We start from the raw sequence: 21,802 nt of genomic DNA on the forward strand, positions 1-21,802 counted from the left end.
CTCAGGCCGGTTCCAGGACCTCACCGGTGCGCGCGGTGCCCGGCCGCTGTACCAGCGCTGCGACGGCGAGGTCGCCGCCGCGCTCGCGGTGGATCGTCTTCAGCACCGAGGTGTCGCGGGCGATACCGCCGGGCTGGGGACGGGTGACCATGACGCAGCGGGGGATCGGGGCGCCCACCCGGAGCACCACCTCGCCGATCCGCACCCGGGAGCCGATGAGCCCGACCTCGCCGGCGCCCTCCAGGACGACGTTGGACCGGAACCGCCGCCGGTCCCAGTTCCCGAGCGTGTCCGTGGTGACCAGCGAGACGCGGCCGTCGGCGTTGTCGTGGAAGGCGCCGGGCGCCCCCTGCCAGTCGTGCCACCGTCCGGTCGACCCGGCACCCTCGGCCAGGTCGTCGTCCGGGCTCTCGTAGCGGCGACGGCTCGGCGCACTGCCCGCGTCCCGGAGCGTCACCCGGCGGCCGAGCCAGGCCGAGATCGCGGTGTCCTCGGTGGTGACCGTGCCGTCGGGCAGGACCACCTCGACCCCGCCGTCCGCTCGGAGCCGGGCCGCGGCGAAGAGCAGCTCGGGCACCCGGCGGGCGGTCAGCCCGAAGCCGGTGTCGAGGTCGAACAGCGCCCACTGCCGGTCCCCGGCGATGCCCTCCGGCCCGAACTCGGCGACCGCCAGCCGCTCGCCCTGCAGCGACTTGACCGGATAGCGCCAGAACTCGAGAACCCGCATCAGGCCGCCGTCCAGGACAGCGTCCAGGTCCCCGACCAGTCGGCGCCGGGCTGGAGGACCAGCAGATCGACACCGTCGGCGAGCGCGTTCGGCGGGCAGGTCATGGGCTCGACCGCCAGGCTGCGCCGTCGCCGCCCCTCCGGTAGGACGTCACCGCTGAAGACCTGCAGCCACGGCCAGGACTCGTCCACGGCGAGCTCCAGCTCCCCCGCCGTCCCGCGGAGGCCGACCCGGGCCCAGCCGTCGTCGTCACGCACCAGATCGGAGAAGGCGTCGTCGAGGGCGCGGTCGCCGATCCGGCCGATGGCACCGTCGAACGGACCGCGCTCTCCGGTGGGCAGCCCGTTGTCGAGGTCCAGGACGGTGCGGACGGGCAGGTTCAGGTCGGCGTCGCCGATGCCGCCGTCCCGGGTCGCCCCCACCGACAGGTAGGGGTGCATGCCGACCCCGAACGGCGCGGGGTCCGGGCCGGGGTTGCGCACCCGCACGGTGACGGCGAGCCGGTCGCCACCCAGCCGGTAGTCCACGGCGCCCGCGATGCGGAACGGGTAGCCGGGGTGCGGCTCGACGACCGTCGCAACCGTGACCGTGTCGGCCGAGGCATCGATCGCCGTCCAGGGCTGCCAGGCGACGAGGCCGTGGATGGCGTGCGGCTCCTCGGGTGAGCCGACCTCGAGCTGGAGCTCGCGGCCCTTCCAGGTCCACCGACCGTCGCGGATCCGGTTCGGCCAGGGCAGCAGCACCGCGCCGGGCCAGCCCTCCACGACCGTGCCCGCCGGGTAGCCGGCCAGCACCTCCCACCCCGCGACGGTCAACGACCGCATCCCCCCGCCGCGCAGATCGACGGCCAGGCGGGCCGCGCCGGCGGAGAGCACGACCTCGGTCGGCTCGGTGGACGGCCAGGAGTGCTGCGCCATGGATCCCTCCGGGATGGGGTGGACGCCCAGCTCACCACAGACCCGTCAGCCGCCGAGCGGGTCCTGGCCCGCCGGCAGCCGGGAGATGCGCACGAGCCCCGCCGCGAACCGCGCCAGGTCACCGGACGCGACCAGGCCGGCGAGCTGTGCGGTGTCGTCGGGGAGGCCGATGCGCCGGGCGCCGGCCCGTGCCCGGTCGTCGAGGTGGGGGCGGACCCAGGGCCAGACCGCCTGCACCTCGCGCAAAAAGACCGCCGCCCCGGTCGCGCCGATGCCCTTCACCTCCTGCACGAGGTGCGACGCGCGGTCGGTGTCCGCCCCTGCCGCCGTCGCCAGCCCGCGCAGGTCACCGCCGTACCGGTCCAGGACCAGCGTCGCCATCTCGCGCAGCTGCGTCGCCGTCCGCTCGTCGTAGCGGCGGTAGCCGCCGCGGCCCAGGGCGGCGATCACGCTGCCCCGCCCGGCGTCGCGCAGGCGCTGCGGCACCGTCCACCCCGCCGAGAACAGTTCCGCGGCGGTGGCGACGGCGACACCGGCACCGATCCGTGCCGACAGCAGCTGGGCGAGGACGAGCAACTGGAACAGCGGCACCGGCTCATCGGCGAGCCGGATGCCCGCCTCCTCGGCGAAGGTGGTGCCGTACCGGGCCAGGACGGCGGCGGCGACGTCGTCGGTCATCAGCCCGTCCTACCCTGCGACGACGGACCGGCCCCGGAGGAGCCGGTCCGCCCGAGCGTCAGGGGTGGTAGGTCACCTGCTCGGCCATCGCCAGATCACCGTCCGCGCACCTATCGGAGCGCTTCCGGGCGCCCACGACCGCATGCCGGCGCATCCGGATCAGGCGGGGACCTGCCGGCTGGACGTCGCGTCGTCCCAGGGCACCGGCTCCACCGTCACACCGTGATCCCGTGCAGCAGCAGGGCGGCCAGCTCCCGGTAGGCCGTGGCGTCGTCGAGCCCCGTGGCGCGTGCGGTCTCGCCCCGGCCGATGCGCAACATCAGCGTGGTGACGGTATCGGCGACCAGCGCCGGATGGACCTCGCGGAAGCGCCCCTGGGCCACTCCGTCCGCGATCAGCTCCCGGACCCGGTCGGCGGCCAGCGCGGTGTTCCGTTCGTAGGTCTCGCGGCCGGGCCCGAAGGCGTCCAGGTCGCGGTGGAACGCTGCCCCGGCCGGGGCCAGCGCCCGGGCGACGGCGCTCAGGTAGGCGGTGACCCGCCGCGCCGGGTCGGACTCGGTGACCGTCTGCGCCTCGACCGCCGTCGTCGCCTTCCGGAAGAAGTGCCTGATGACCCGGTGGGCGAGCTGCTCCTTGGACCCGGCCAGCGCGTAGAGCGTGCTCTTGGAGCAGTGCAGCCGGACGGCGAGGTCCTCGAGGGTGAAGCCGACGAATCCCTCGGCGAGGAAGAGCTCCTCGAGCTGGTCGAGCAGTTCCGCCTGACGCCTCGTCAGCGCCCCGTCATCGGCAACGGTCACGCGTCCTCCTCCCGGCGGGTGGTCGTGGATCTGGACGATGAACAGTACTGCGGTACGGTTCGCAGTACCGTCTGCGACGAGGGAGCACCGTGCCGGTCGACCGCGAACTGCCCACCCCCGAGGCCGCCGATCTGCTGGCGCTCACCCGCGAGCTGGCCGACGCCGAACTGGCGCCGAAGGCCGCCCAGTACGAGCGCGAAGAGCGGTTCCCGCGCGAGGTCTTCCGGCTGCTCGGCGACGCCGGGCTGCTGGGGCTGCCCTTCGGCGAGGACGTCGGCGGCGGTGGACAGCCCTACGAGGTCTACCTGCAGGTGGTGGAGGAGCTGGCCGCCCGGTGGGCCAGCGTCGCGCTCGGCGTCAGCGTGCACACGCTCTCCTGCTTTCCCATCGACCGGTTCGGCACCGAGGCTCAGCGGCGTGAGGTGCTGCCGGACATGGTGGGCGGACAGCTGCTCGGCGCCTACTGCCTCTCGGAGGCCCACGCCGGCTCCGACCCCGCCGCCATGCGCGCGAGCGCGAAGGCGACCGACGGCGGCTGGCTGGCCAACGGCGAGAAGGCCTGGGTCACCCACGGCGGGCACGCCGACTTCTACTCGACCTTCCTGCGCACGCCCGACGACGGTTCCCGGGCCATCTCGTGCTTCCACCTGACCCCCGACCTGGCCGGCTTCGGCGCGGCCAGGCCCGAGGAGAAGATGGGCCTCACCGGCTCCACCACGGCGGCCATCCGCCTCGACGACGTCCCCGTGCCCGCCGAGCGGCTGGTCGGCGAGCGCGGTCGTGGGCTGTCGATCGCCCTCGCCGCCCTCGACTCCGGCCGGCTCGGGGTCAGCGCCGTCGCCGTCGGCCTCGCCCAGTCCGCCCTCGACCTCGCCGTCCGGTACGCCGGTGAGCGGGAGGCGTTCGGCCGGCCGATCGTCGAGCACCAGGGCGTGGCCTTCCTGCTGGCCGACATGGCGGCCGCGGTGGAGTCCGCCCGCGCCATGTACCTGGTCGCGGCCCGGCGGAAGGACGCCGGCAAGCCGTACTCCCGGCAGGCCAGCATCGCCAAGCTCGTAGCCACCGACGCCGCCATGAAGGTCACCACCGACGCCGTCCAGGTGCTCGGCGGCGCCGGCTACACCCGGGACCACCCGGCGGAGCGCTACATGCGCGAGGCGAAGGTCATGCAGATCTTCGAGGGCACCAACCAGATCCAGCGGATGGTGATCGGCAAGGCGCTGGCCCGGGAGGCGGCGCCGGCGGCCGGCTGAGCACCGGACGGGCGGCCTACGCCGACGTCCGCACGGCGCGGCGGACGGCCTCGATCACGGCCGTCACCGCCGCGGCCACGAGGATGCCGGCCAGGCCCACCACCAGCGGGATGAGCAGCACAGCGGATGCGACGGCGGTCAGCGTGCTGGCCGCGGCCACGGCGCAGCCGCAGGCGTAGGCCCACACCGGCGCGCGGTCGAGGACCAGCACCAGCACTCCGGCGGCACCCAGGGCTGCGCCGCCGACGGTGGCAGCGGAGGAGTACGGGCCCCACACGCCCGCCGCGATGCTCAGCGGCGCCTGCGCGACCAGCAGCGCAGCGCCGAGCCGCCCCAGGTCACGGTGCACCAGACCACGCCGGGACGGCGGGGTCGTCAGGGACACGTGGACGGCCCCCGCGCAGAAGACCACCACCGCGAAGGCGACCAGGATCGAGAAGGCGGCGCCGACGTACTCGTCGCCGACCACCCGCACCGCCTCCGGAGGGCCGGTGTTGGCGGCGTCGTACCGCGCCTGGAGGCGGTCCTGCAGCATGCGGACCACGGGCACGGCGACGAGGAATCCGACGGTCAGGGTGACTAGCGAAGCGAGGACGGCGGCGACGCACAGCCGGCCCCGGTGTCCCATCCGGTCAGTCTCGCGGGCCGGGACGCACGGGGCGATGTCGTCCGTACCCGGGTGCATCCTGAGCCGTGGCCTCCTTCGCGGACGTGGAATCCGAGGAGCCCGGGTTCGCCGCACGAGTGCGCGCGGCGTTCGACGCGCACGGGCACTCCTTCCTCGCCACGCTGCGCGCCGACGGCTCCCCTCGGATCAGCGGGATCGAGATGCACTTCGTCCTCGGCGAGCCCTGGCTGGCGGGCATGCCGAACTCGGTCAAGTTCACCGACCTGCGCCGGGACCCCCGCTTCGCACTGCACAGCGGCAGCGACGAACCCGCCGACTTCAGCGCCGACGCCAAGGTGTCCGGCCACGCCACGGAGGTCACCGATCCGGACGAGCGCAGCCGGTACGCCGCCGCGGCCGGGGCTCCCACGGAGCGCACGGACTTCGAGCTGTTCCGGGTCGACCTGGACCAGGTGGTGCTCGTCGCCCTCGACGACGAGAAGACGGCGCTCGTCATCTCCTCCTGGCAGCCGAGCCGGGGGCTGACCCGGACCAGCCGGACCTGACCGCCACCACCGCGGGTTCCACGTGGAACGGACTTCACCGGTGGTGGACCGGAGCGTCCCCGCGGACCAGACTGAGAGCTCCCTCACCCGGAGAGCCGCAATGCCCGATCCTCACCTGCGCGCGGCCGACGCCGACCGCGCCGCCGTCGCCGCCGTCCTCGGCGAGCACATGTCCGCCGGGCGACTGACTCTGGACGAGTACGACGAGCGGTTGGCGCGGGCCTACGCGGCCAAGACCTACGGCGAGCTGGAGCAGCTCACCGCGGACCTGCCGGCCGCCGTCCCGGCAGCCCGCCCGGCCCCGCAGCCGGCCGCACCGCATGCCACCAGTCATCCGGCGACGGTCGCGGCGCACGGCGGCGGGGGCGGGGACCCGCACTCCTGGCGGGCGTGGGCGACCACGTCACTGATCGTGCTCGTCATCTGGGCCGCGACCTCCCTGGCCACCTGGGAGTTCCTGTACTTCTGGCCGGTCTGGGTCATCGGCCCCTGGGGCGCGGTCCTGCTCGCCCGGACGCTCACCGGCCCTCGCCACGGGGCGGACGTCCGGGAAGAGCCCCGCCGCCTCGAGTGACCGGCCCCCCGGAACAGCGAACCCCGCCCCCGGCGGACCGGTGGACGGGGTGCTGATCGAACTGGTGGGCAAGGGGGGAGTTGAACCCCCACGTCCTTTCGGACACACGGACCTGAACCGTGCGCGTCTGCCATTCCGCCACTTGCCCTGGCGAGCGACGACATTAGCAGCCGGACGCCGTAGCCCCGGCGGGGGGTGGATCGTTGCCCGATCGACGCCGATGCTCGTGCGGGGCGTCGCGGCTCACTGCCGGGGCGGGGGCACGTGACCCGGCTACGATCATCAGAGGGACAGCGGACGACCGACCGAGCGTGAAGGAGCGACTGTGGGTGTGCTGCAGCGCTTCGAGCGACGCCTCGAGGGCATGGTCGGGCTCGCCTTCGCCCGCATCTTCAAGGGCAAGGTGCACCCGGCGGAGATCGCGAAGGCCCTCCAGCGCGAGGCCGACGAGCAACGGTCGGTCATGGGCGAGGGCCGCGTGCTCGCCCCGAACGTCTACGTCGTGAGCCTCGGGCGCACCGACTTCGACCACCTCGGGCAGTGGTCGGACCAGCTGGCCGAGGAGCTCGCCGACATGGTCGCCGAGCACATCGACGACGAGGGCTACACGGTCTTCGACAAGGTCACCGTCCGGCTCGAGCAGGACAGCGACCTCCCGACGGGGATCTTCGAGGTCAGCTCCCAGGTCGCCGACCCGGCCCGCCCGCCGGCCCGCGACGACCTCGCCGTGGGCGCTCCGCCCCGGGGCGGACCGATGGCCGGTCACCCGCCGCTGCCCCCGCTCCCGCCCCTTCCACCGCTGCGCGGCCGGGTCGCCACCGACACCGGCAAGCAGGGTCCCTCCTTCGTCGGTCGCGCGGGCAACCGGCCCGGCGTCACCCATGTCCTGGTCGTCGACGGGCCGGGCACCCGGCACGAGCTCTCCACCGGCCGGAACGTGATCGGCCGCGGCACCGAGGCCGACATCCGGCTGCCCGACACCGGGGTCAGCCGCAAGCACGTGGACGTGGTGCTCGACGGCGGCACCGCGACCGTGGAGGACCTCGGCTCCACCAACGGCACGCTGGTCAACGGCCGCCGGGTCACTCGCCAGGCGCTCGCCGACGGAGACGTCATCCGGATCGGGCACTCGGTGCTGGTCTACCGGCAGGACGGCCAGTGATCGCCGGCGAGGCGGTGCAGTGAGCGAAATAGTCCTTCAGGTCTTTCGCTTCGGCTTCCTGCTGCTGCTGTGGCTGTTCATCTTCGCGGCCTTCCGCGTGGTACGGGCCGACCTCTTCGGCGGCCGTGCCGGACGGGTCGCGTCGGTGCCGCCGCGCGCCGCGGCCGTCACCGGCAAGAAGCGCGGGAAACGGGGACCGCGCAGCCTGGTGGTCACCGCCGGCCCGCTGACCGGCACGAAGATCACCCTGAGCGACCAGCCGATCCTGATCGGCCGGGCCGATGACTCGACGCTCGTCCTCACCGACGACTTCGCCAGCTCCCGCCACGCGCGCCTGACCAACCGCGGCGGTCAGTGGTACGTGGAGGACCTCGGCTCCACCAACGGCACCTACCTCGACCAGCAGCGCGTGCAGGGTCCGCTCCTGGTGGGTCCCGGTCAGCCGATCCGCATCGGGCAGACTGCCCTGGAGCTGCGTACGTGAGCACACGTGCCGGCTCCCCCCTGAGGACAGCAACCGGGCGCATGCGCCCCCCGAGCGCCAGCGAGGTGGACGCGTGAGCCTCGTTCTGCGATATGCGGCGCGCTCGGACCGCGGGCTGATCCGCGGCAACAACCAGGACTCCGTCTACGCCGGACCGCGGCTGCTCGCCGTCGCCGACGGCATGGGCGGCCATGCCGCGGGTGACGTCGCCAGCAAGGTGGTCATCGCGGCGCTGGAGCACCTGGACGACGACACCCCGTCCGGCGACATGCTCCAGTCGCTGCGCCAGGCCGTCTTCGAGGGCAGCGAGCACCTGCGCGAGGTCATCCGCGAGTCACCCCAGCTCGAGGGCATGGGGACGACGCTGACGGCGATCCTGTTCGCCGGTGGCCGGCTGGCCCTGTGTCACGTCGGGGACTCGCGCGCCTACCTGATGCGCGACGGCCAGCTCTCCCAGATCACCCACGACGACACGTTCGTCCAGACGCTGATCGACGACGGCCGGATCACCGCCGAGGAAGCCAACAGCCACCCGCAGCGGTCCCTGCTGCTGCGCGCCCTCAACGGGCAGGACGTCGAGCCCGACCTCTCGATGCGCGAGGCCCGGGACGGGGACCGGTACCTGCTGTGCTCCGACGGGCTGTCGGGCGTCGTCAGCGAGGAGACCCTCGCCGAGGCTCTCAAGGACCCCGACCCGGAGTCGACCGCCGACCGGTTGATCGAGCTCGCGCTGCGCGGCGGCGGACCGGACAACATCACCGTGATCGTGGCCGACGTCGTGGAGGACACCGGCGGTCGCGGCCGGCTCGACCCGGTCATCGACGGCGCGGCCGGGGACAACGTCGGCCAGCGGGAGGTCGACGCCCGCTCGGCGGCCGGCCGCGCGGCTCTCGCCGATCCGCAGCCGCCCCCCGCTCCACCGCCCACACCGCCGACGGGCGGCGGCCCCTCCGCCCGCCGCCGCCCGCTTCGACTCCTCCTGGTGGCGGTGGCAGCGCTCGTCGTGGTCGTGGCGGGAGCGGTCGGTACGTACATGTGGGCCCTCGGCCACTGGTTCGTCGGCGTGGACGGCGACGGGGAGGACGAGCAGGTGGCCGTCTTCCGGGGTCTGGACGTCTCGATCGTCGGCTTCGACTTCTACGAGCTCGACCGGGCGACGAACATGGCGCTGACCGATCTCACGCCGGCAGCCCGCAGCCGGGTCCGTGGCGGCATCACGGCCGACGACGCGAGTGACGCCGACCGGATCCTCGCTGCGCTCCGCCAGCAGCAACTGCCCCCGTGCCGGACGACCGCACCCCAGCCGTCCCCGACGGCATCCCCTGCTCCCGCACCCGACGGCACGGCCTCCCCGGAGACCACGGCCGCCCCGGAGTCCCCCGCCCCTGACGGCACCAGCTCCGCACCCAGCACGTCGGCCCGGACGACGGCGTCGTCCAGGCCGGGGGCGGACTGCCGGGAGGAGGACTGATGTCCGGCCCCGCCACCGATCCTCGCGCCCCCGCCGCCGGCACCACCCCGCCGAAGCGGCGCGGCATCGAGGCCGCGCTGCTGGGCTTCGCCGTGCTGATCACCGTCGTGGCGCAGTGCATCGTCGACCTCACCATCACCGGAGCCCTGCGGGCCGAGATGGCCGGGTTCAGTGCCTGGATCACCGCTCTCTGGGTGGTCGCCCACCTGGTCATCCGGAAGTGGGCGCCCTACGCCGACCCGCTGCTGCTGCCCGCGGTCGCACTGCTGGTGGGCCTGGGGCTCGCGGTCATCCACCGGTTGGACCTCGCCGCCGAGCAGGTGGAGAGCACGGTGACGCGCGAGGACGCCCCGGTCCAGCTCATCTGGGCCACCCTGGGCGTCGCCCTGTTCGTGGCGGTCCTGGTGACCGTCCGGGACCACCGCACCCTCTCGCGCTACGCCTACACCCTCGCGCTCGCCGGGCTGGCGCTCCTCGCCCTCCCGGCCCTGCTCCCCGCCTCGCTGTCGGAGGTCAACGGGGCCAAGATCTGGATTCGGGTGGCCGGCTTCTCCATCCAGCCCGGCGAGTTCGCCAAGATCTGCCTGGTCATCTTCTTCGCCGCCTACCTGGTCGACAAGCGCGACGTGCTGGCGCTGGCCAGCCGCCGGGTGGCCGGCATCGAACTGCCGCGCGGCCGCGACCTCGGACCGGTGCTCGTGGCCTGGGTGCTGTCGATCCTCGTGCTCGTCTTCGAGCGCGACCTGGGCAGCTCGCTGCTGCTGTTCGGGATCTTCGTGGTGATGCTCTACATCGCCACCGAGCGCTCCAGCTGGCTGCTCATCGGCGTCGCGCTGTTCGCCGGCGGCGCCCTCATCGCCTACCAGATCTTCGGTCACGTCCGTGCCCGCGTGGACACCTGGCTGAACCCCTTCGCCTACCAGGACGGCGCCGGCTACCAGCTGGTGCAGTCGCTGTTCGGGCTGGGCACCGGCGGACTGTTCGGCGCCGGCCTGGGCGGCGGCCGTCCCGATCAGGTACCGGTCGCCAAGAGCGACTTCATCGCCTCGGCGGTGGGCGAGGAGCTCGGGCTCTTCGGCCTGGTCGCCGTGATCATCGTCTACCTGATCCTCGTCGAGCGGGGGTTGCGGACCTCCCTGGTCGTGCGGGACGCCTTCGGCAAACTGCTGGCCGCGGGCCTGGCCTTCGCCGTCGCGTGGCAGGTGTTCGTCGTCCTCGGGGGCGTCACGGGGCTGCTGCCCCTCACCGGGCTGACCACCCCCTTCCTGGCCTACGGCGGCTCGTCGCTGGTGGCCAACTTCGTGCTGGTCGCCCTGCTGGTCCGGATCAGCGACGCCGCGCGCCGGCCGGCCACGCCGCAGGCGGGCCCTCCGCAGCGTCTCGGTGACGCACCCACCGAGGTGGTGCAGCAGTGAACGCCCCCCTGCGACGCGTGGCGATCAGCGTCCTGGTGCTGTTCACGCTGCTGATCGTCAACGTCAACTACATCCAGGTCGTCCGCTCCGACGAGCTGCGCAACAACACCTCCAACACCCGGGTGCTGGCCGCGCAGTACGACCGGGAGCGCGGCGCGATCGTCGTGGACGGCACCGCGGTCGCCGAATCGGTGCCCACCGACGGCCGCCTGAAGTACCTGCGCCAGTACCCCCAGGGGGAGTTGTACGCGGCGGTCACCGGGTACCACTCGCTGATCTACAACAACTCGCGGATCGAGCACACCGAGAACGACCTGCTCTCCGGCTCCGACGGGCGGCTGGCCCTGCGGCGCCTGGCCGACCTGTTCACCGGGCGCGACCCGGCCGGCGGCGACGTCGTCCTCACCCTGGACCCCGCCGTCCAGGAGGCGGCGATGGCCGGCCTCGAGGGCGTCACCGGCGCGGTCGTGGCCCTGGACCCCTCCAGCGGCGCGATCCTCGGCATGGCCAGCACTCCCAGCTACGACCCCACCCGGCTGTCCAGCCACGACCCGGCCGCCATCCGTGAGTACTGGGAGCAGCTCGAGGCCGCCGACCCCGACCCCCGGCTGAACCGGGCGATCGACGACAACTACCCGCCCGGTTCGCTGTTCAAGGTGATCGTCTCCGCGGCCGCGCTCCAGAACGGGCTCACCCCCGAGACGGTGGTGCCGGCACCCAAGGAGTTCCCGCTCCCCAACAGCACCCGCGTCATCCCCAACTACAACGGGTCCAGCTGCAGCCCCAGCGGGGAACAGCCCCTGATCGACGCACTCACGATCTCGTGCAACACGGCCTTCGCCCAGCTGGGGATCGACCTCGGCGAGGACCGGATCCGTGAGATGGCGGAGGCGTTCGGGCTCGACGGCGAGACGTTCGAGATCCCGCTCCTCGTGCAGGCCAGCGGGATCGGCGAGGTCGAGGACGATGCCGCGCTCGCCCAGACCGCGATCGGCCAGCGGGACGTGCGCATGACCCCCCTGCAGGCAGCGCTGGTCGCCGCCACGGTGGCCAACGACGGCGTCCAGATGAAGCCCTACCTCATCGACCAGGTGCAGGCCCCCGACCTCACGGTCATCGACTCCACCAGCCCCGAGGAGTGGCGGGAGCCCATCTCCGCGGACATCGCCGACCAGCTGACCGAGATGATGGTCAGCGTCGTGGCGAACGGCTCCGGCCGTGCCGCGCGGATCCAGGGCGTCGAGGTCGCGGGCAAGACCGGGACCGCGCAGGTCAGCCAGGACGTCGCCGACCACAACTGGTTCATGGGCTTCGCTCCCGCCGACGACCCGAAGATCGCCGTCGCCGTCTTCGTGGCCAACGGGGGCGGCACCGGTGGCGACGTCTCGGCACCCATCGCCGGCGACGTGATGCAGGCCTATCTGGACGGGCTGGGGGACTGATGCCGCTGTCCATCGGGAGCCTGCTCGCCGGCCGCTACGAGATCACCGCACCGATCGCCGTCGGCGGCATGGGCGAGGTCTGGAAGGCCCGCGACCGCGTTCTCGACCGGATCGTGGCAGCCAAGGTGCTCAAGAGCGAGCTCACCGGCGACCCGAGCTTCCTGGCCCGCTTCCGCAACGAGGCCCGGCACACCGCCGCCCTGACCCACCCGAACATCGCCTCGGTCTACGACTACGGCGAGACCGTCGACGACACCGGCACCCAGCAGCTGGCGTTCCTCGTGATGGAGTTCGTCGAAGGCCAGCCGCTCGTCACGATCCTCCACGAGGAGGGCGCCCTCCCCGTCGACTGGACCTTGCACGTGCTGAGCCAGTCCGCCGACGGGCTCTCGGCCGCGCACCGCGCGGGGGTGGTCCACCGCGACATCAAGCCGGGCAACCTGATGGTCCGTCCCGACGGCGTGGTGAAGCTGACCGACTTCGGCATCGCCCAGGCCCGGGACGCCACCCCGCTCACCCGCACCGGCATGGTCGTCGGCACCGCGCAGTACCTGTCCCCCGAGCAGGCGCAGGGCATGGAGGTCACCGCCGCATCCGACGTCTACTCCCTCGGGGTCGTCGCCTACGAGTGCCTGACCGGTGCGCGCCCGTTCGACGGGGCGTCACAGGTGGCCATCGCACTGGCCCACATCAACCGCCCGCCGCCACCGCTGCCGGCCCAGGTCCCGCCCGCCGTCCGGCTGCTGGTGGAGCGGGCCCTCGCCAAGGACCCCGCCGACCGGTTCCCCGACGGGGGCGCCTTCGCCGAGGCGATCCGCCGGGTCGCCGCGGGCGGCACGCTGGCCCCGGCTGCCGGCCCGGCCACCACGCCCACGAAGATCGTCGCCGGCGGCGCCCTGGCCGACTCCCGGACGCAGGTCATGGCCGCCACCGGCCCCACCGCGGTGGCCGCCGGGCCGGCAACCGGTTCGGGCCGCCCGATGCCACCGCTGCAGGCGCCTCCGGAGAACCACGACGACTGGTACCCCGAGGACCAGCCGGTCGACGGCCGGCGCGGTAGCCGCCGGAAATGGGCCTGGCTGGGTGCTGCTCTCGCGCTCGTTCTGCTGCTGACCGGTGGCGCCTGGCTCCTGCTCGCCTCCGGCAACCGCGGTCCGGACGACGCGGCCACCCCCGGCACGTCGGCGTCCATCTCGACCGGACCGAGTGCGTTCGTCGTCGATCCGGCGGAATACATCGGGAAGCCCGCCGACGAGGTGGCGGCGGCGCTGCGGGAACAGAACCTCGAGGTCGACCGGGAAGCTGCCGACGACGACCAGGTGGCGAGCACCGGCATGGCGCTGGACGCCGGCGACGTGGCTGCGCTCGCGCCGACCGGTCCGGTGCCCTCCGGCGCCCGCATCACCCTCTACGTGGCCGAGGAGGCCTACACGCCCGACGACGGCGAGGAGGACGAGGCCCCTCCCCCGTCCCGGACATCCGCAGCACCCACCTCCACGACGCCGACCAGCTCGGCACCGACGGAGCCCTCGGCGTCGCCCACCACCACCACCGCCCCGACCACGTCGACCGCCACGACGAGTCCCACCCTCGGCGGCACGAGCGAGGCCTCGTCGTCGACGCCGACGCCGGAAACGACGTCGGAACCGGCGGTGAGTCCCGAGGCCGCCGGGGAAGACGCGACTCAGTGACGGCACGGCCCTGCGTCTCCCGGGAAACGCGGCCTCCAGCGGATAGGCTCGCGCCCGGCTACCCGCCCGCGGGCCACCCCGACGTGAGGGGCTCCCGCTCGGTCGCCGAGGCCCTCGCCCGGACGACGCAACGCTCCGCCCGAGAGGACCTCCGATGACCACGCCGCAGGTGCTCGGCGAGCGCTACGAGATCGGTGGCGTCCTGGGCAGGGGCGGCATGGCGGAGGTCCACCGGGGGCGCGACCTCCGCCTGGGCCGCGAGGTCGCCGTCAAGGTGCTGCGCAGCGACCTGGCCCGCGATCCCTCGTTCCAGGTGCGGTTCCGCCGGGAGGCGCAGGCCTCGGCGTCGCTGAACCACCCGGCGATCGTCGCGGTCTACGACACCGGCGAGGATCGCACCACGACCGGCGCGACGCCCTACATCGTCATGGAGTACGTCGAGGGCGAGACGCTGCGCGACGTCATCCGCCGTGAGGGCTGGCTCTCCCCCGAGCGCGCGATGAGCCTGTCGGCCGACATCTGCGGCGCGCTGGACTTCAGCCACCGCAACGGGATCGTCCACCGCGACGTCAAGCCCGGGAACGTGATGATCACGCCACAGGGCACCGTGAAGGTGATGGACTTCGGAATCGCCCGGGCGGTCTCCGACTCCGCCGCGACGATGACCTCCACCGCGGCCGTCATCGGCACGGCGCAGTACCTGTCGCCGGAGCAGGCCCGGGGCGAGAGCGTGGACGCCCGCTCCGACGTGTACTCGCTCGGCTGCATGCTCTACGAGCTGGTCACCGGCGCGCCGCCGTTCACGGGGGACTCCCCGGTGGCCGTGGCCTACCAGCACGTCCGCGAGGACCCGAAGCTGCCGTCGTCGATCAACCCGGCCATCCCGGCGGAACTCGACGCCATCCTGCTCAAGGCGATGAGCAAGAACCCGGCCAACCGGTACCAGTCCGCGGCGGAGATGCGCAACGACCTGCTCCGGGCCCTGGCCGGGCAGCGCGTCGAGGCGACACCGGTCATGGGCGATGCGGAGAAGACCACGATCCTGGCCGCGGCGCGCGGCGGCTACGGCGAGGACGGCCGCTGGGACGACGAGGACGAGCAGGCACGCAAGCGCAAGCGCCGCAATATCGCGATCGCCGCGGTTCTGGCGGTGTTGCTGCTGGGCGGCGTCATCGCCGCCGCCATCGCGCTGAACGGTGGCGAGCCGGAACCCCCGGCCGTGCAGCAGGTCCAGGTGCCACCAGTGGTGAACCAGACCGAGGCCGCCGCCCGGCAGGCGATCACGGACGCGAACCTCGTCGTGGGTCAGGTGAGCCAGCGGACCACCACCGACGAGACCCAGCAGGGCAGGGTCCTGGAAAGCTCCCCCGCCGGTGGCGCGCAGGTCGACGAAGGCACCGAGGTGAACCTGGTCGTCGGGGTCGCGCCGGACACCGTCGCCGTGCCCAACGTGGTCGGGCTGGACGAGCAACGCGCACGGGCCACTCTGCAGCAGGCCGGCTTCACCAACGTCACCATCGACCGGGTCGACTCCGCCGAGCCGGAGGGTCAGGTCATCGACGTCGATCCGGCGGAGTCCACCTCGATCGCACCGGACACGACGATCACGCTGACCGTCTCCGACGGCGACACCGCCGTTCCCGACGTCCGCGGTCTGACGCAGGCGGCGGCCCTGGAGGCGCTCCGAGCGGCGGGCTTCACCACCATCACGTCACAGAACGTGGAGAGCGACGAGGTCGCCGAGGGCCAGGCTGTCGGTACCGAGCCGGGGGCCACCACCCAGGCCGCAGCGGACGACGAGATCATCCTGCTGATCGCCGTGCCCACCCCACCGGTGGAGACGACGCCGACGGAGCCCACCACCCCCACGACGACGCCGCCGCCGACGCCGACGCCGACGCCGACGGAGGCCTCACCGGGCGGCTGACAGAGGGCCACCCTTCGGGGTGGCCGTTCAGACCGTCGCGACGGCCAGGCGGCGCACGGCCGCCGCGGCGGCCTCGACGACCGCCGGGTCCGGCGCGAGGCCGCACGACTCCAGCCAGGTGGCCAGCATGCGGTGGCCGCCCTCGGTGAGCACCGACTCCGGGTGGAACTGCACGCCCTCGATAGGCAGCTCGCGGTGCCGCAGCGCCATGACGACGCCCGACGGCGTCGCGCCGGTGACCTCGAGCTCGGCGGGCACGGTGGACGGGTCGACCGCCAGGGAGTGGTACCGGGTCGCCGTGAACGGCGAGGGAAGACCGGCCAGCACGCCCTCTCCGTCGTGCACGACGTCGCTGGTCTTGCCGTGCAGCAGTTCCGGGGCGCGGACGACCTCGGCGCCGAAGGCCTCGGCGATGGCCTGGTGGCCCAGGCACACCCCGAACACCGGCGTCCCGGCCTCGGCCGCGGCGCGCACCATGGGCACCGTCACGCCGGCACCGGCCGGCGTCCCCGGTCCCGGTGACAGCAGGACACCGGCGACGTCGAGATCGGTGAGCTCGTCGACATCGACGGCGTCGTTGCGCCGCACGATGCAGCGCACGCCCAGCTGGCCCAGGTACTGGACGAGGTTGTAGACGAAGCTGTCGAAGTTGTCGACGACGAGGACGGGACGGCCGGCAGCGGTCACCACGCTCGATCTCCCTCCGACGACGAACGACCGGGCGAGCGGTGGCCCGCCGGGAACACCCGGCCGCGCCCGTCAACCGGCGGAGGCGTACTCCAGGTCCAGGGGCCCATCGTAGGCGGGCAGGTCGACCGAGGGTCGCTCGCGCACCGTGAAGGTCAGCCCGTAGGCCTCCACCGCCTGCTGGAAGACCGCCACCTGGGGTGAGCCGGCCAGCTGCGCGCGCACCGCGGAGGCGTCGGCGATCGCCGCGACGACGAACGGGGGGGAGTACGTCCGGCCCTGCAGGAGCAGGGTGTTGCCCACGCAGCGCACGGCGCTGGTCGCGATGAGCCGCTCGTCCATGATGGCGACCCCGTCGGCGGCGGCGGCCCACACAGCGTTCACGACGGCCTGCACGTCGGACTGGTGGATGACCAGGTCGTCAGGGCTGGCGTTCACCGGCAGGCTGCCGTCCGGACGGGCGGGGGCGTCGTCCAGGGTGATCACCACTCCCGGTCCGGTGAGCGGCACGAGCCCCGCGGAGAGCTCGCCCGCCTTTCCGGCGCCCTGGGCGGCCGCGACGTCGCCGTCGCGGGAGGCGGCCTGCTCGGTCAGCCGCTCGGTCTGCCGCTGGAGGTCACCGAGCTGGTCGGCCTGGTCGGCGATCACGGTGTTGCGCTGGTCGATCAGCTCGGAGAGCTCGGTGATCTCGCCGGCCCGCAGATCGCTGCCCTGCGCCGTCCGGCCCGACGTGGCGAACAGCAGGCCGGCCAGGAGCGCCACCACGGGCACCAGGGCACCCCAGGCCGAGAGCCGGTGTCCACGGAGGATCGGGCCACGGAGCAGAGAGCGGCTCACCGACACCTCCTCGGGACGACGACGTCGGAACGACGGCATGTGGCGGAGCTCCGTCGTCCCCCGGCAGCTTAGGCTGGAGACGGTTCCGGCCGGGGTGACAACCCGGCCCACGGGAGGGAGTTCGCACGTGCCCAAGTCGAAGGTACGCAAGAAGTCGGCCTACACGCCGCCTGAGGGCGTGCTGCAGTCCCGGTCGTCGCAGGCGCGCGTCGCGCAGCCGAGCCCCCGCTGGTACGCGCCGGTGATGGTCGGGCTGATGCTCATCGGCCTGCTGTGGATCGTCGTCTACTACGTCGCGGGCGACCGCATCCCGTTCATGGTCTCGCTGTCGGCGTGGAACTTCGCGATCGGTTTCGGTGCCATGGTCGCCGGGCTGGTCATGTCGATGCGCTGGCGCTGATCGAGGACCCTCCTGCCGCCCACCCCTTGCACTCTCGCGTGGGCGCCTGCAGGAGGGCTGCCTCATACCGGAGGCCCTCGTCCCCATCCGGGGGCGGGGGCCTCTGTCGTCGGTGTCGTGGACGCTGTGCACAGACGAACACTCCGTCCACAGGTCGACATGGCGCTCCACCCCCAGGGTTGTCCACCGAGTGTGGAGAGACGGAACGGACCCGAACGGCTCTGACCTGCGAAGACACTTCCGATGGGACGGATGTGACGGGAGCACCACGGGAGTAACTACACCTGTGTGAGTCTGTCCCCAGCTGTGTATTCGGCTGTGGATGTGTCGACATGGCCCCACCCGGGAGGCGGCGACCTCGCCCTGCGTTCACCCGTGTGACCTGCGGCTATTCGCGCGCCGGTGACCGAGCGGAACCATGTCGCGACCCAGTGGTCGGTACCGGTCCGTCCCCATCCGGCGGCGGTGTCCACAGGCAACCGGGACGACGACAGCCCCCGGCCGGGAGAGGCCGGGGGCTGTGGCATCGCGGTGCTCCGGACCGCACCGCCGCGGGGTGCCGTCCGCGGGACGTGGGGGCCGCGTCGTCCTGCCTGCGCGGAGCCTTTCGGGCCCGGCAGGACAGTCTGGTCAGCTGTCGATCAGTTCCAGCACGGTCGCGTTGGCCATGCCGCCGCCCTCGCACATCGTCTGCAGGCCGTAGCGGATCCCCTGCGCCTGCATCTGGTGGATGAGCGTGGTCATGATGCGGGCACCGGAGCCGCCCAGCGGGTGGCCCAGGGCGATCGCTCCGCCCCGAGGGTTGAGCCGGGCCGGGTCCGCCCCGATGTCGGCCAGCCACGCCATGGGCACCGGCGCGAACGCCTCGTTGACCTCGTAGATCCCGATGTCGTCGATCGTGAGCCCGGAGCGGGCCAGCACCTTCTGCGTCGCGGGGATCGGCGCCGTCAGCATGATCACCGGATCGTCGCCGGCCATCACCGTGGTGTGGATCCGCACCAGCGGCGTCAGGCCCAGCTCGCGGGCCTTCTGGCTGGTGGTGACCAGGAGGGCGGCGGCGCCGTCGGAGATCTGGCTGGCGTTGCCCGCGCTGATGACGCCGTCCTCCTTGAACGGGGTCTTCAGCCCGGCCAGCTTCTCCAGGGTGCCGCCGGGCCGGATGCCCTCGTCGGCGGCGACGACGGTTCCGTCCGGGAGGGTGACCGGCGTGATCTCCTCCTCGAACGCGCCGTCGGCCTGGGCCTTGACCGCCTTCTCGTGCGAGGCGAGGGAGAACTCGTCCAGCTGCGTGCGGGAGAAGCCCCAGCGCTCGGCGATCATCTCGGCCCCGACGCCCTGGTTGGGGAAGACCCCGTCGTAGCGCTCGAGGAAGCGCGGGCCCAGGGGCCGCCCCGCGCCGGCCGCCTCGCTGCTGGCCGAGCCCATCGGGACCCGGCTCATCGACTCGACGCCGCCGGCGACGACGACGTCGGCCTGGCCGCTGATCACGGTGGCCGCGGCGAAGGCCACCGCCTGCTGGGAGGAACCGCACTGCCGGTCGATGGTCGTGCCGGGCACAGTCTCGGGCCAGCCCGCCGCGAGGGGCGCGTTCCGGCCGATGTTGAACGTCTGCTCCCCGACCTGGCTCACGCAGCCCCAGAACACGTCCTCGACGACGGCGGGGTCGATGCCGGAGCGCTCGGCCAGTGCGGTCAGGACATGGGCGGAGAGATCGACGGCGTGCACGCCGGACAGCCCTCCCCCGCGCTTGCCCACCGGGGTGCGCACGGCGGCACAGATGACGGCATCACGCATGGACGGACTCCCTCGTCGACGACGGTTCCGGCGCGGCCGTCCGGCCACTCCCGTAGGCGATGGTAGGGCGGGCCCCGGGCTGGCACGCTGGGGCAGTGCAGTGGTCCCCCCGAGCAGATGAGACGGCCGTGCTGGTGGTCCTGGGTCTCGGCCTGGCGCTGGCTGTCCTGTTCCTGGACGCGGCCGGCCGGGTGCTCGTCGGGTCGGGGGCGGCGCTGCTGCTCGCCCTCGCCGCGCGCGATGTCCTGGCGCGGCCCCGGCTGGCGGCGGGCCCCGACGGGGTCGACGTCCGGAAGCTCGTCGGCGGCGCCCATCTACCGTGGTCGCGGTTGCGTGTGCGAGTGCGCGAGACCCGCCGTCTCGGCGTACGGGGGCGGACGCTGGAACTGGACACCTCGCCCGGCCCGGACGACGACGGCGTGCTGATCGTCCTGGGCCGCCGGGACCTCGGCGTGGATCCGGGCGAGGTGGCTCGCGCCCTGCTGGCGCTGGATCCGACCGCCCGTTAGAGGTTCAGCACGGCCATCGTCGGGACGGTCAGGGAGACGACCAGCAGGACGACGGCGAACGCCGCGAGCCCTGCGATCTGCAGCGGCCTCCGGCGACGGGTGAGCACCAGGATCCCTGCGGTGAGAGCCCCGGCGACCAGGCCGCCGAGGTGGCCCAGGAGCGAGACGCCGGGCAGGAAGCTGATGACCACGTTGATCGCCAGCAGGGTCAGCAGCCCCCGGAGGTCCTGCCGCTGGGCGAGCATGAGCACGCCCAGGCCCCCCAGCAGGCCGTAGATGGCGGCGGAGGCGCCTGCCACGGCCACCCGCGGGTCACCGAGCAGCTGGATGGCCACCGCACCGCCGAGGGCGGACAGCAGGTAGAGCGAGAGGTACCGCCAGCGGCCGAGCTGACGCTCCATCTCCGACCCGAAGAGCAGGAGGGCGAGCATGTTCATCGCGAGGTGCACCGGCCCGATGTGCAGGAACGCGGCGGTGAACACGCGCCACCACTCGCCGAAGAGGTTCACGCCGTAGGGCCACTGGGACAGCGCGTCGAAGACCGGGGACCGCCAGTTGTCCAGGGCGGGGTGGCCGGCGGCGGCGGCCGAGACCGCCGTGACGAGGAACATCGCGACATTGGCCGCGATGAGAGTGAGGGTGACCGCACCCCACCGGCGCCCCGCCGCCTGCAGCCCGCTGCCGCGCCGGACGGCACGGATCGATGCCTGCCCCTCCCGGACGCACTCGGGGCACTGGAACCCCACCGAGGCGGGGATCATGCACTCGGGACAGATCGGTCGGCCGCACCGCGTGCAGGAGATGCCGGTCGGCCGGTCCGGGTGCCGGTAGCAGGTGGTGGTGGGGGGCGCCGGCTGGTGCTCGGTCAGCTGCGCTGCACCTCGACGGATTCGATGACGACGTCCTCGACCGGACGGTCACCGCGGCCCGTGGCGACCTTGGCGATGCGGTCGACGACGTCGCGGCTGCTCTGGTCGGCCACCTCGCCGAAGATCGTGTGCTTCCGGTTCAGGTGCGGCGTGTTGGTGACGGTGATGAAGAACTGCGAGCCGTTGGTGCCGGGGCCGGCGTTGGCCATGGCGAGGAGGTACGGCTTGGAGAAGCTCAGGTCGGGGTGGAACTCGTCGCCGAACTGGTAGCCGGGACCGCCGATGCCCTGACCGAGCGGGTCCCCGCCCTGGATCATGAACCCGTCGATGATCCGGTGGAAGATCGTGCCGTCGTAGAGCCTGTCGGTGGTCTTCTCGCGGGTGGCCGGGTGGGTCCACTCGCGGCGCCCCTCGGCGAGGTCGGCGAAGTTCGCGACCGTCTTCGGCGCGTGGTCGGGGAAGAGGTCGACGGTGATGTCGCCGTGGTTGGTGTGCAGCACCGCGCGGCGGGCGGGAGTCGATTCAGTCACGGGTCCACTCTGCCACCGTTCCGTGGGGCACGACCGACCCGCCCTCTGCCTGCGGGTTCCAGGCGGCCCGATGGCTACCGGAGCCTCGTGGGCCCGCGATCGGTGTGGTGGAGACGAGGGGAATCGAACCCCTAACCCCCGCCTTGCAAAATCGACCGAGGGGTGGTTTGGCGCAGTGGGCTGTGACTGAAAAACCCACTTGACCAGCACTTTTACCGATGGTCGCTCGCGGCTGTCGTTGGCCGATTTTGGCCGTTTTGCGGACCATCTGCGGACTGTGAGGTTTTCTCACCAGGTTCAGCGGGCTGAATTGCATCGCCGCTGGTCGGAGCGCGGGTTCCAGATGTAGGCGCGGGCTCTCGGGGTCAACTCGTCTCGCCAAAGCCGATCTCCTCTTCCCCGGGAGCCCGCTATGTCTCATCGTGCCAGCCTGGACGTGTCCGCACCGGTCCTGAAGGCGGTGAC

General features: G+C 72.9%; 22 protein-coding genes and 1 tRNA gene. 12 read left to right on the top strand and 11 right to left on the bottom strand.

Annotated elements, in window-relative coordinates:
- Nucleotide 1: 1 nt before the first annotated feature.
- From CHB94_RS14470 to CHB94_RS14485, 4 genes are all read right to left on the bottom strand, one after another.
- Nucleotides 2-727, bottom strand: coding sequence for an MOSC domain-containing protein (locus CHB94_RS14470; RefSeq protein WP_089337260.1), 726 nt, complete (start codon nt 725-727; stop codon nt 2-4).
- Nucleotides 727-1,644, bottom strand: coding sequence for an aldose 1-epimerase family protein (locus CHB94_RS14475; protein WP_089337261.1), 918 nt, complete (start codon nt 1,642-1,644; stop codon nt 727-729). The genes CHB94_RS14470 and CHB94_RS14475 overlap by 1 nt, the downstream gene beginning before the upstream one ends.
- Nucleotides 1,645-1,689: 45 nt before the next feature.
- Nucleotides 1,690-2,322, bottom strand: a complete 633-nt coding sequence (locus CHB94_RS14480) for an endonuclease (protein ID WP_089337262.1) — start codon at nt 2,320-2,322, stop codon at nt 1,690-1,692.
- Between the two features lie 215 nt (nt 2,323-2,537).
- Entirely contained in the window at nt 2,538-3,119 is a 582-nt protein-coding gene (locus CHB94_RS14485) for a TetR/AcrR family transcriptional regulator (RefSeq protein WP_176445568.1), read from the bottom strand.
- Between the two features lie 89 nt (nt 3,120-3,208).
- Between CHB94_RS14485 and CHB94_RS14490 the strand changes: the two genes are divergently transcribed.
- Entirely contained in the window at nt 3,209-4,372 is a 1,164-nt protein-coding gene (locus tag CHB94_RS14490) for an acyl-CoA dehydrogenase family protein (protein WP_089337263.1), read from the top strand.
- Nucleotides 4,373-4,388: 16 nt separating this feature from the next.
- Here CHB94_RS14490 and CHB94_RS14495 read toward each other — a convergent pair whose 3' ends face one another.
- Nucleotides 4,389-5,000: a hypothetical protein gene (locus tag CHB94_RS14495; protein ID WP_141137512.1), complete on the bottom strand. Its 612-nt coding sequence runs from the start codon at nt 4,998-5,000 to the stop codon at nt 4,389-4,391.
- 65 nt (nt 5,001-5,065) lie between these two features.
- Here CHB94_RS14495 and CHB94_RS14500 point away from each other — a divergent pair, with 65 nt between their 5' ends.
- Nucleotides 5,066-5,545 (top strand): pyridoxamine 5'-phosphate oxidase family protein, encoded by a 480-nt coding sequence (locus CHB94_RS14500; RefSeq protein WP_089337265.1) that lies wholly within the window; start codon nt 5,066-5,068, stop codon nt 5,543-5,545.
- A gap of 100 nt (nt 5,546-5,645) precedes the next feature.
- Complete coding sequence (locus CHB94_RS14505; protein ID WP_089337266.1) at nt 5,646-6,119, top strand: DUF1707 SHOCT-like domain-containing protein; 474 nt, start codon at nt 5,646-5,648, stop codon at nt 6,117-6,119.
- 62 nt (nt 6,120-6,181) lie between these two features.
- On the opposite strand, the gene CHB94_RS14510 is transcribed toward CHB94_RS14505, so the two are convergent.
- A tRNA-Leu gene (locus CHB94_RS14510) sits at nt 6,182-6,267 on the bottom strand.
- A 177-nt stretch (nt 6,268-6,444) separates the two neighbouring features.
- On the opposite strand from CHB94_RS14510, the gene CHB94_RS14515 reads away from it, so the two are divergent.
- The 7 genes from CHB94_RS14515 to pknB all read left to right on the top strand — a co-directional run bounded on the left by CHB94_RS14515 (nt 6,445) and on the right by pknB (nt 15,711).
- Nucleotides 6,445-7,281 (top strand): FHA domain-containing protein, encoded by an 837-nt coding sequence (locus tag CHB94_RS14515; protein WP_089337267.1) that lies wholly within the window; start codon nt 6,445-6,447, stop codon nt 7,279-7,281.
- Between the two features lie 19 nt (nt 7,282-7,300).
- Nucleotides 7,301-7,765, top strand: coding sequence for an FHA domain-containing protein FhaB/FipA (locus tag CHB94_RS14520; protein WP_089337268.1), 465 nt, complete (start codon nt 7,301-7,303; stop codon nt 7,763-7,765).
- Nucleotides 7,766-7,838: 73 nt separating this feature from the next.
- On the top strand, nt 7,839-9,236 hold the full coding sequence (locus CHB94_RS14525) for a PP2C family protein-serine/threonine phosphatase (protein ID WP_089337269.1): 1,398 nt from the start codon (nt 7,839-7,841) through the stop codon (nt 9,234-9,236).
- Nucleotides 9,236-10,651 carry an FtsW/RodA/SpoVE family cell cycle protein gene (locus tag CHB94_RS14530; protein WP_089337270.1) on the top strand — a complete coding sequence of 472 codons (1,416 nt, stop codon included), beginning with the start codon at nt 9,236-9,238 and terminating at the stop codon, nt 10,649-10,651. The genes CHB94_RS14525 and CHB94_RS14530 overlap by 1 nt, the downstream gene beginning before the upstream one ends.
- Nucleotides 10,648-12,093: a peptidoglycan D,D-transpeptidase FtsI family protein gene (locus CHB94_RS14535; protein WP_089337271.1), complete on the top strand. Its 1,446-nt coding sequence runs from the start codon at nt 10,648-10,650 to the stop codon at nt 12,091-12,093. Before CHB94_RS14530 ends, CHB94_RS14535 begins: the two co-directional genes overlap by 4 nt.
- Nucleotides 12,093-13,784 carry a protein kinase domain-containing protein gene (locus CHB94_RS14540; protein ID WP_089337272.1) on the top strand — a complete coding sequence of 564 codons (1,692 nt, stop codon included), beginning with the start codon at nt 12,093-12,095 and terminating at the stop codon, nt 13,782-13,784. The genes CHB94_RS14535 and CHB94_RS14540 overlap by 1 nt, the downstream gene beginning before the upstream one ends.
- A 154-nt stretch (nt 13,785-13,938) precedes the next feature.
- Nucleotides 13,939-15,711 carry a Stk1 family PASTA domain-containing Ser/Thr kinase gene (pknB, locus tag CHB94_RS14545; protein ID WP_089337273.1) on the top strand — a complete coding sequence of 591 codons (1,773 nt, stop codon included), beginning with the start codon at nt 13,939-13,941 and terminating at the stop codon, nt 15,709-15,711.
- A 27-nt stretch (nt 15,712-15,738) separates the two neighbouring features.
- Here the strand turns inward: pknB and CHB94_RS14550 are convergent, their stop codons facing one another.
- The gene (locus tag CHB94_RS14550) at nt 15,739-16,401 is read right to left on the bottom strand and encodes an aminodeoxychorismate/anthranilate synthase component II (protein WP_254920650.1); all 663 of its coding nucleotides are present in this window, start codon (nt 16,399-16,401) and stop codon (nt 15,739-15,741) included.
- Nucleotides 16,402-16,470: 69 nt separating this feature from the next.
- Nucleotides 16,471-17,235: a DUF881 domain-containing protein gene (locus CHB94_RS14555; RefSeq protein ID WP_254920651.1), complete on the bottom strand. Its 765-nt coding sequence runs from the start codon at nt 17,233-17,235 to the stop codon at nt 16,471-16,473.
- A 127-nt stretch (nt 17,236-17,362) separates the two neighbouring features.
- Between CHB94_RS14555 and crgA the strand changes: the two genes are divergently transcribed.
- Entirely contained in the window at nt 17,363-17,635 is a 273-nt protein-coding gene (gene crgA, locus CHB94_RS14560; protein WP_089337275.1) for a cell division protein CrgA, read from the top strand.
- A 630-nt stretch (nt 17,636-18,265) separates the two neighbouring features.
- On the opposite strand, the gene CHB94_RS14565 is transcribed toward crgA, so the two are convergent.
- Nucleotides 18,266-19,429, bottom strand: a complete 1,164-nt coding sequence (locus tag CHB94_RS14565; protein WP_089337276.1) for a thiolase family protein — start codon at nt 19,427-19,429, stop codon at nt 18,266-18,268.
- Between the two features lie 128 nt (nt 19,430-19,557).
- Here CHB94_RS14565 and CHB94_RS14570 point away from each other — a divergent pair, with 128 nt between their 5' ends.
- Entirely contained in the window at nt 19,558-19,938 is a 381-nt protein-coding gene (locus CHB94_RS14570; RefSeq protein ID WP_254920652.1) for a PH domain-containing protein, read from the top strand.
- Here the strand turns inward: CHB94_RS14570 and CHB94_RS14575 are convergent.
- Both CHB94_RS14575 and CHB94_RS14580 read right to left on the bottom strand, forming a co-directional pair.
- Nucleotides 19,935-20,699 carry a rhomboid family intramembrane serine protease gene (locus CHB94_RS14575; protein ID WP_089337278.1) on the bottom strand — a complete coding sequence of 255 codons (765 nt, stop codon included), beginning with the start codon at nt 20,697-20,699 and terminating at the stop codon, nt 19,935-19,937. The two genes, CHB94_RS14570 and CHB94_RS14575, sit on opposite strands and share 4 nt — an antisense overlap.
- 104 nt (nt 20,700-20,803) lie before the next feature.
- Nucleotides 20,804-21,337 (bottom strand): peptidylprolyl isomerase, encoded by a 534-nt coding sequence (locus CHB94_RS14580; protein ID WP_089337279.1) that lies wholly within the window; start codon nt 21,335-21,337, stop codon nt 20,804-20,806.
- Nucleotides 21,338-21,802 lie beyond the last annotated feature (465 nt).

The organism is Blastococcus mobilis (assembly GCF_900188025.1).
Taxonomy (GTDB): Bacteria; Actinomycetota; Actinomycetes; order Mycobacteriales; family Geodermatophilaceae; genus Blastococcus_B; species Blastococcus_B mobilis.

Bases quoted from the DNA above. Each gene is read 5' to 3' on its own strand.
- CHB94_RS14470 (WP_089337260.1), bottom strand. From the start codon at position 727: ATGCGGGTTCTCGAGTTCTGGCGCTATCCGGTCAAGTCGCTGCAGGGC.
- CHB94_RS14475 (WP_089337261.1), bottom strand. From the start codon at position 1,644: ATGGCGCAGCACTCCTGGCCGTCCACCGAGCCGACCGAGGTCGTGCTC.
- CHB94_RS14480 (WP_089337262.1), bottom strand. From the start codon at position 2,322: ATGACCGACGACGTCGCCGCCGCCGTCCTGGCCCGGTACGGCACCACC.
- CHB94_RS14495 (WP_141137512.1), bottom strand. From the start codon at position 5,000: ATGGGACACCGGGGCCGGCTGTGCGTCGCCGCCGTCCTCGCTTCGCTA.
- CHB94_RS14505 (WP_089337266.1), top strand. From the start codon at position 5,646: ATGCCCGATCCTCACCTGCGCGCGGCCGACGCCGACCGCGCCGCCGTC.
- CHB94_RS14530 (WP_089337270.1), top strand. From the start codon at position 9,236: ATGTCCGGCCCCGCCACCGATCCTCGCGCCCCCGCCGCCGGCACCACC.
- CHB94_RS14540 (WP_089337272.1), top strand. From the start codon at position 12,093: ATGCCGCTGTCCATCGGGAGCCTGCTCGCCGGCCGCTACGAGATCACC.
- pknB (WP_089337273.1), top strand. From the start codon at position 13,939: ATGACCACGCCGCAGGTGCTCGGCGAGCGCTACGAGATCGGTGGCGTC.
- CHB94_RS14565 (WP_089337276.1), bottom strand. From the start codon at position 19,429: ATGCGTGATGCCGTCATCTGTGCCGCCGTGCGCACCCCGGTGGGCAAG.
- CHB94_RS14575 (WP_089337278.1), bottom strand. From the start codon at position 20,699: ATGATCCCCGCCTCGGTGGGGTTCCAGTGCCCCGAGTGCGTCCGGGAG.